Source organism: Streptomyces sp. NH27, assembly GCF_056859195.1.
On record NZ_JACEGK010000397.1, the window covers coordinates 1 to 7414 of the forward strand.

Below are 7414 nucleotides of genomic sequence, written 5' to 3' on the forward strand. Positions count from 1 at the left end.
CCCAACGCCAGTCGGCCACCTCCGGCAGGTCGGTGCCGTGGGCGCGGATCCAGCCCCGGTGCCGCAACCGGGTGTCCTCCATCAACTGCCGTACGGGCGCCGCGCGGACGGCGAGCCCCGGCACGCGGTCGATGACGTCCATGACCAGGCGGTAGCGGTCGAGGTCGTTGCTGACGACCATGTCGAACGGCGTGGTGGTGGTGCCGATCTCCTTGTAGCCGCGGACGTGCAGGTCGCGGTGGCCGGTGCGGCGGTAGGCGAGCCGGTGGATCAGCCACGGGTAGCCGTGGTAGGCGAAGATCACCGGCTTGTCGGGGGTGAACAGGGCGTCGTACTGCGGGTCGGACATGCCGTGCGGGTGTTCCTTCTCCGGCAGCAGGCGGGCGAGGTCCACGACGTTGACGACGCGCACGGCGAGCTGCGGCAGGTGGTGGCGGAGCAACTGGGCTGCGGCCAGCACCTCTTGGGTGGGCACGTCGCCGGCGCAGGCCAGCACGACATCCGGTTCGCGGGTTCCGTCCTCGGTGCCCGCCCACTCCCAGATGCCCGCGCCGCGGGCACAGTGCGCGCGGGCGGCGTCCATCGTCAGCCAGTCGAAGCAGGGTTGCTTGCCGGCGACGATGACGTTGACGTAGTCCCGTGATTTCAGGGCGTGTTCGGCGACCGAGAGGAGGGTGTTGGCGTCCGGCGGGAGGTAGACGCGGACCACTTCGGGGGACTTGTTCAGGACGTGGTCGATGAAGCCGGGGTCCTGGTGGGAGAAGCCGTTGTGGTCCTGGCGCCAGACGTGCGAGGTGAGCAGGTAGTTGAGGGAGGCGATCGGGCGCCGCCAGGGCAGCCGGCGGGTGGTGCGCAGCCACTTGATGTGCTGGTTGACCATCGAGTCGACGATGTGGACGAACGCCTCGTAGCAGGAGAACAGGCCGTGTCTGCCGGTGAGCAGATAGCCCTCCAGCCAGCCCTGGCAGGTGTGTTCGGAGAGGATCTCCAGCACCCGGCCGTGCCGGTCGAGGTGTTCGTCGGTCGCCACCAGCCGCTCCTGCCAGGACTTCCCGGAGGCGGCGTAGACCGCGTCGAGGCGGTTGGAGGCGGTCTCGTCGGGGCCGACGATCCGGAAGTCGCGGCGCTGCGCGGTGTCGGCCATCACCTGCTCCAGCAACCGGCCCAGCACGCGGGTCGGTTCGTGCAGTACGGTGCCGTGCCGCTCGACCGGGACCGCGAACTCGTCCAGGTCGGGGATCGGCAGGTCGCGCAGCAGCAGCCCGCCGTTGGTGTGCGGGTTCGCGCCGAGCCGCCGCTCGCCCTCCGGCACGCAGGCCAGCACCTGCGGGCGGGGGCGGCCGGCGTCGTCGAAGAGCTCGGCGGGGCGGTAGGACAGCAGCCACTCCTCCAACTGCCGCAGGTGTTCGGGGTTGGTGCGGACCTCCGAGAGCGGGACCTGGTGGGCGCGCCAGGTGCCCTCGACCGGCAGGCCGTCGACCACGGCCGGGCCGGTCCAGCCCTTCGGGGTGCGCAGCACGATCATCGGCCAGCGCGGCCGGTCGGCGCCGTCCACCGCCGGGTCCGCGCCGGTACGAGCCGCCTGCTGGATCGCGGCGATCCGGTCCAGCGCGGTGTCCATCGCCGCGGCCATCGCACGGTGCACCGCGGCGGGTTCGTCGCCGATGACGTGGATCGGGTCGTGACCGTAGCCGCGCAGCAGCGCGTCCAGTTCGTCCTCGGGGAGGCGGGCCAGGACGGTGGGGTTGGCGATCTTGTAGCCGTTCAGGTGCAGGATCGGCAGGACGGCGCCGTCGTGCCTCGGGTCGAGGAACTTGTTGCCGTGCCAGGAGGTGGCCAGCGGCCCCGTCTCGGCCTCGCCGTCGCCGATCACGCAGGTCACCAGCAGGTCGGGGTTGTCGAACGCGGCACCGTAGGCGTGGGACAGGGAGTAGCCCAGCTCGCCGCCCTCATGGATCGACCCCGGGGTCTCCGGCGCCACGTGGCTCGGTACCCCGCCGGGGAACGAGAACTGGCGGAACAGCCGGCCCATCCCGTTCCCGTCCCGGGTGATGTCCGGGTACGTCCGGCTGTAGCTGCCCTCCAGCCACGCGTTCGCCAGCACCGCGGGGCCGCCGTGGCCCGGGCCCCACACGCAGATCGCGTCCAGGTCGCGGGCCTGCACCACCCGGTTCAGGTGCGTGTACACCAGGTTCAGCCCCGGGGAGGTGCCCCAGTGGCCCAGCAGCCGCGGCTTCACGTGCTCAGGGCGCAGCGGCTCCGTCAGCAGCGCGTTGCCGTCCAGCAGGTAGATCTGGCCCACGGCCAGATAGTTCGCCGCACGCCAGTGGGCATCCAGCGCGGACAGTTCCTCGTCGTTCAGACCGGTCGGCATGGGGGTCCTTTACGGGGGTGCGTGCACACGGCTTCGGGTACGTCAGCCGTACCCGCTCACCGGGGGAAAGCCGACCATGCACCCCCATCCGGGTGAGTCCCTCCGGGGGGCAGCCGTTACGCCGCCGCCGCTACGGTGCGGACCGGCACCGCGACGGCGGGGTGCCGTCCAGTGCGTATGGGCGTTATGCCTCGGCGGCGGGGGAGCCGTTCCATTCGTCGCGGTAGTCGGGGTGGGACGCCCACTCCGCGGCCAGGGTGACGAGGATCTGCGCGACGAACAGCTCGCTGTCGCGGGCATCGAGCCCGGGCGCGCCCTGCGCCAGGTGGCGTTCGCACTTGGCGACGATCGCCTGCTTGGCGGCGACCGCGCGGACCACCTGTGCCGGGTCGTGGTGGGCGATGTGCGTGGCGAGCGGCGCCGTCAGTTCGAACGCGGCGCCGGTGTCGACGACCAGCCGCGGGCCCTCCGCCGCCCACCGGCCACCCGCGACGGCGCTGCCCCACGCGTACGTCAGGTCCTCCGTCATGCGGGCGCGCACGAAGGCCGTCAACTCCTCGATCACGGTGTTCCCTTCGCGATGGTGTGCGGGTCCGGACACGATACGACCTGGGGAGTAGGAGGGAGCGGGCTCGCGCCGCCCTGCGACTTTGCCGCCGGTATGTCGGGCGCGTCCATGCGGGAGGGCCGCCTCTCGGTCGTCGACTGCCGTGCGCCGCATGCCGGTTCGGGCCGACCCGCCCGGGCGCCCTACCCCGTATCCGAGTAAGGGCGACCTGAGTCACGCGCGCCGGGCGGCGGCCGATCCGTCGGGCGCCCGCTCCTCGTGGGGCTCGGCGACGTCGAACGGGACGATCGTGGCCACCACGTCGGGCAGCCGGCCGACCGCGCGGGCGATGTGGTCGGCGGTGCGCCGGTGCAGCAGACGGCCGAGGACCGGGGAGTAGTTGCGCTCGGGGATGAGCAGGGTGACCTGGGCCTGCTGCTCGCGGATGCGGCGGTCGACCAGTTCGAGCACCGCGCGGCTGATCCGGCGGTCGGGGCACTCCACCATCTCCAGTGGCAGGTCGCCGACTTCGGTGCGGTTCCACTGCGCGGCCAGCCGCTTCGCCTCCTGGGCGTCGACCATGACGTGCACCGCGCGGATCTCGGTCGGCCGCAGCGCACGGGCGTACCGGATCGCCTTGAGCACGGCCAGGTCGACGCGGTCCACCAGGATGTACATCACCTGGCTGCTGGCACGCGGCTGGGTGGCGTCGGCGGGCGCGGCCGCCAGCGCGGCGGCCTCCTCGCGGTAGCGCTTGTTCACCTTGATCAGCGCCCACACGCCGATCGGGAACACCAGCACCACCACCCACGCGCCCTCGGTGAACTTGGTGACCGCGAAGATCAGGGCGACCAGCAGCGACACCCCGCAGGCCAGGCCGTTGAGCGCGAGCTTCGCCCGCCACCTGCCGTCGCGCGACTTCCAGTGATGCCGGACCAGGCCGGCGCCGGCCATGGTGAAGCCGGAGAACACCCCGATCGCGTACAGCCCGACGAGCGCGTTCAGGCTGCCCTTGGTGGCGATCAGCAGCGTCAGCGACACCACGGTCAGCACGATGATGCCGTTGGAGAAGGCCAACCGGTGGCCGCGCCGGGTGAGTTGGCGGGGCAGGAAGGAGTCCTCGGCGACGAAGCTGGCCAGGAACGGGAAGCCGTTGAAGGAGGTGTTCGCCCCCATGTAGAGGATCAGCGCGGTCGCGAGCTGTACGAAGACCAGGCCCGCGGTGCCGTACCAGTTGCCGCCGAAGGCCCAACTCGCCTCCTGCGACACGACGGTGGGGGTCTGCGCGACGTACGGCGTGGCGTGGGTGATGTGCGCGAGCAGGGACACCCCGAGGACGCCGGTGCCCAGGATGCAGGACATCGCGACCATGGTGCGGCGGGCGTTGGGACCCTGCGGGCTGCGGAAGACGCTGACGCCGTTGGAGATCGCCTCCAGGCCGGTCAGCGACGAGCCGCCGTTGGCGAAGGCGCGCAGCAGGATCAGCAGGGTGGCGCCGTAGAAGAAGCCGTGGGTGTCGGTGCCGAGGCCGACCATGCCCGGGGTGTGGACGTCGATGCGGGAGTGGTCGCCGAGCAGGAAGCGGGTGAAGCCGGTGATGATCAGCAGCGCCATCGCGCTGATGAACAGGTAGGCGGGCAGCGCGAAGGAGCGGCCCGCCTCACGGATGCCGCGCAGGTTGCCCCAGCACAGCAGCAGCACCACCCCGATGGTGATGAAGAGCTTGTTGTCGTCCAGAGCGGTCAGGCGGGCGTCGCCCCACAGCAGGTGGATCAGCGACACCAGGGCGTCGGTGCCGGCCGCCGCCTGGACCGCGACGGTGACGATGTAGTCGATCAGCAGCGCGACCGCGGCGACCTGGGCGATGCGCGGTCCGAAGTTCTCCCGCGCCACCACGTAGGAGCCGCCGGCCCGGGTGTAGGCCATGACCACGTCGCGGTAGGAGAGCGTCAGCAGCAGCAGTACGCACAAGATCGCCGCGGTCAGGGGTATGAGCGCGGTGAACGCGGCGACGCCGATCGCCGGGATCAGCACCACCAGCATCTGCTCGGAGCCGTACGCCATCGAGGAGATGCAGTCCGAGGCGAGCACGCCCAGCGCGATCGGGTTGGACAGCCGCTCGCCCCTCAGCTGCTCCGTCACGAGCGGCTTGCCCAGCAGGTGCTTCTTCACCCGGTACCCGTGGCTCTCGGGGAGCGCCGCGGTCGCGGGCCGGGTGGTGGACGACAGCATGGGCAGTCCGTTCGGAAAGGTGGGCGGGCCTCCTTATCACTACTGCACGGAGTCGGGGCGAATCGGACATTCGGGGATGCGGGCCGAGGATCTTAGCGCGTCCTTAACGCGTTTCGGGCTGGTGCCTTGTCGGCGGGGCGGGAAGCCGCGGAGCGCGCCGCACCGGCGCTGGTCGCGGGCGTTGAGCCGCCGCCGGGCACCCTATGCTCGAAGGTGCCTGCGGAGTACGAACGTGCCTGCGGAGTACGAACGTGCCTGCGGAGCGCGAAGGCACTTCGAGAAGTCCGAAGGTGCCTTGCGGAGCCCGAAGGTGTCCGTGGAGCGCGAAGGCGCCTGCATACGGAGCGCGGGCGCGGCTGCGGAGCGCGAGGATGCGCTACAAAGCACGAAGGCGGTGGAACGCGAGAGGGAGAGGTACCGGTGGCCACGTCGCACGGCGGCAGTCTGCGGATCTACCTCGGCGCCGCCCCCGGCGTGGGCAAGACCTACGCCATGCTCGGCGAGGCCCACCGCCGGGTGGCCCGCGGCACCGACGTGGTCGCCGCGTACGTCGAGGACCACGGCCGTGCCCGCACCCGCGAACTGCTCGCCGGTCTGGAGGCCGTCCCCAGGCGCCGCGTCCTGCACCGCGGCGTCGAGTTCACCGAGATGGACCTCGACGCGGTGCTGGCCCGCCGTCCCAAGGTCGCGCTGGTGGACGAGCTGGCGCACACCAACGTGCCCGGCAGCCGCCACGCCAAGCGCTGGCAGGACGTCGAGGAACTGCTGCGGGCGGGCATCGACGTGGTCTCCACCGTCAACATCCAGCACCTGGAGTCCCTGGGCGACGTGGTCGAGGGCATCACCGGGGTACGGCAGCAGGAGACCGTGCCCGACGAGGTGGTCCGGCGCGCCGCCCAGATCGAGCTGGTCGACATGGACCCCGACGCGCTGCGCCGCCGCCTCGCACACGGCAACGTCTACGCCCCCGACCGGGTCGACGCCGCCCTCTCGCACTACTTCCGGCCCGGCAACCTCACCGCGCTGCGCGAACTGGCGCTGCTGTGGACCGCGGACCGCGTCGACGAGTACCTGCTGCGCTACCGCGCCGAGCACGGCATCGCCCAGACCTGGCAGACCCGCGAGCGGATCGTGGTCGGCCTCACCGGCGGCCCCGAGGGCGCCACCCTGATCCGGCGGGCCGCCCGGATCGCGGCGAAGGGGTCCGGCAGCGAACTGCTCGCGGTGCACGTGGTGCGCTCCGACGGCCTGGTCGGCGCGTCCGCGGGCGACCTCGGCGGCCAGCGCCGGCTGGTCGAGGACCTCGGCGGCAGCTACCACTCCGTGGTCGGCGGCGACATCCCCGCCGCGATGCTCGACTTCGCGCGCGGCGTGGACGCCACCCAGATCGTGCTCGGCTCCAGCCGCCGCAAAGCGTGGCAGTACGCACTCGGGCCCGGTGTCGGCGCCACCGTGGCCCGCGAGTCCGGCGACATCGACGTGCACATCGTCACCCACGAGCACGTCGCCGGCGGCCGGCCCCGGCTGCCCGGGCGACTGCCGATCGGCCTGGGCCGGGCCCGCGCGGTCGGCGGCTGGCTGATCGGCCTCGGCGGCCCGCCGCTGCTCACCCTCGCGCTGCGCTCCGGCACCGGCACCCCCGGGCTCACCACGCCGCTGCTGCTCTTCCTCACGCTCACGGTGGCCGCCGCCCTCGTCGGCGGGGTCTTCCCGGCGATCGCCGCGGCCCTGCTCGGCTCGCTCCTGCTCAACTACTTCTTCGCGCCGCCCACCCACACCTTCACCATCTCCAACCCGCAGAACCTGCTCGCCCTGGTGATCTTCGTCGCCGTCGGCATCGCGGTCGCCTCCGTCGTCGACCTCGCCGCCCGCCGCGCCCAACAGGCCGCCCGCAGCCGCGCCGAGACCGAGATCCTCGGGTATCTCGCCGGCACCGTCCTGCGCGGCGAGGACGGCACCGACCACATCACCGCGCTGCTCGACCGCGTCCGTGAGACCTTCGCGATGGAGTCCGCGGCGCTGCTGGAGCACCACGACGCAGGCGACCCCGCGGGCTCCACCGCGGCGGACGCGCGCGGCGGCGCGGGCAACGGGGGCGACGGGGGAGCGGGCGACGGCGCTGCGGGCGACGGAGGTGCGGGCGGCGGCGGGCAGGGTGGATGGCGTACGGCGGCTTCGGTCGGGCCGAATCCCGCGGTGGAGCCCGAAGGGGCCGACGTGGAGGTGCCCGCGGGGGAGGGCCGGCTGGTGCTGGCACTGAA

The 7414-nt window shown here is 72.3% G+C and carries 4 protein-coding genes; 1 reads left to right on the forward strand and 3 read right to left on the reverse strand.

The window, feature by feature from the left end; all coding sequences use genetic code 11:
* From AC13HU_RS27070 to AC13HU_RS27080, 3 genes are all read right to left on the reverse strand, one after another.
* Nucleotides 1–2374: phosphoketolase family protein (locus AC13HU_RS27070; RefSeq protein ID WP_483044573.1), on the reverse strand; the 2374-nt coding region annotated here is incomplete at its 3' end.
* A 184-nt stretch (nucleotides 2375–2558) separates the two neighbouring features.
* A complete protein-coding gene (locus AC13HU_RS27075) occupies nucleotides 2559–2975 on the reverse strand; it encodes a DUF6221 family protein (RefSeq protein ID WP_483044574.1) in 417 nt (138 codons plus the stop codon).
* Between the two features lie 180 nt (nucleotides 2976–3155).
* Nucleotides 3156–5153 carry an APC family permease gene (locus tag AC13HU_RS27080; RefSeq protein WP_483044575.1) on the reverse strand — a complete coding sequence of 666 codons (1998 nt, stop codon included), beginning with the start codon at nucleotides 5151–5153 and terminating at the stop codon, nucleotides 3156–3158.
* 420 nt (nucleotides 5154–5573) lie between these two features.
* On the opposite strand from AC13HU_RS27080, the gene AC13HU_RS27085 reads away from it, so the two are divergent.
* The coding region (locus AC13HU_RS27085) for a sensor histidine kinase (protein ID WP_483044576.1) at nucleotides 5574–7414 on the forward strand (1841 nt) is incomplete at its 3' end.

Coding starts and splice junctions, on each gene's coding strand:
- AC13HU_RS27080 (WP_483044575.1), bottom strand. CDS start 5,153: ATGCTGTCGTCCACCACCCGGCCCGCGACCGCGGCGCTCCCCGAGAGC.